Raw genomic sequence first — 1,145 nt, forward strand, 5'->3', positions numbered from 1 at the left:
GTGCGGCCGCCTTCGCGGATGGCGAAGCGCAGTTTTTCTTCCATGGCGATCGGCGCGATCAGTTCGACTTCGAACTTCAGGTTGTCGCCCGGCATCACCATTTCCGTGCCTTCCGGCAGCTTCACCGTGCCCGTCACGTCGGTCGTGCGGAAGTAGAACTGCGGACGGTAGTTCGCGAAGAACGGCGTGTGGCGGCCGCCTTCTTCCTTGGTCAGGATGTAGGCTTCCGCCTCGAACTTCGTGTGCGGGTTCACCGACTTCGGCTTGCACAGCACCTGGCCGCGTTCCACGCCGTCACGGTCGATGCCGCGCAGCAGCACGCCCACGTTGTCGCCCGCTTCCCCGCGATCCAGCAGCTTGCGGAACATTTCCACGCCCGTGCAGGTGCTCTTCTTGGTGTCGCGGATGCCCACGATTTCAACTTCGTCGCCGACGTTGATCACGCCGCGCTCGATCCGGCCGGTCACAACCGTGCCGCGGCCCGAGATCGAGAACACGTCTTCGATCGGCATCAGGAACGGCTGGTCGATCGCACGCGCCGGGGTCGGGATGTAGCTGTCAACCGCCGCCATCAGCGCGCGGATCGAATCCTCGCCGATGTCCTTGCGCTCGCCGATCATCGCCTGGTGGGCCGAGCCCTTGACGATCGGAATGTCATCGCCCGGGTATTCGTAGGACGAGAACAGTTCGCGGATTTCCATCTCGACCAGTTCCAGCAGTTCCGGGTCGTCAACCAGGTCCACCTTGTTCATGTAGCAGACCATGTACGGAATGCCGACCTGACGGCCCAGCAGGATGTGCTCGCGCGTTTGCGGCATCGGGCCGTCCGACGCGGCGCAGACCAGGATCGCGCCGTCCATCTGCGCGGCACCCGTGATCATGTTCTTCACATAGTCGGCGTGGCCGGGGCAGTCGACGTGCGCATAGTGACGGTTCTCGGTCTCGTACTCGACGTGCGCCGTCGAGATCGTGATCCCCCGAGCCCGCTCTTCCGGCGCGCCGTCGATCTGGTCATAGGCCCGGAATTCACCGAAATACTTCGTGATCGCAGCCGTCAGCGTCGTCTTGCCATGGTCAACGTGACCAATGGTCCCGATGTTCACATGCGGTTTGTTACGTTCAAACTTTGCCTTTGCCATCGTGGC

The 1,145-nt window shown here is 62.7% G+C and carries 1 protein-coding gene; it reads right to left on the bottom strand.

Annotated features, from left to right (window positions below; translation table 11 throughout):
• On the bottom strand, window positions 1-1,139 hold a 1,139-nt coding region (gene tuf / locus C5F44_RS17635; protein ID WP_107674943.1), incomplete at its 3' end, for an elongation factor Tu.
• Window positions 1,140-1,145: the final 6 nt, after the last annotated feature.

The sequence above is a fragment of the Fuscovulum blasticum DSM 2131 genome (assembly GCF_003034965.1).
Classification (GTDB): Bacteria; Pseudomonadota; Alphaproteobacteria; order Rhodobacterales; family Rhodobacteraceae; genus Pseudogemmobacter; species Pseudogemmobacter blasticus.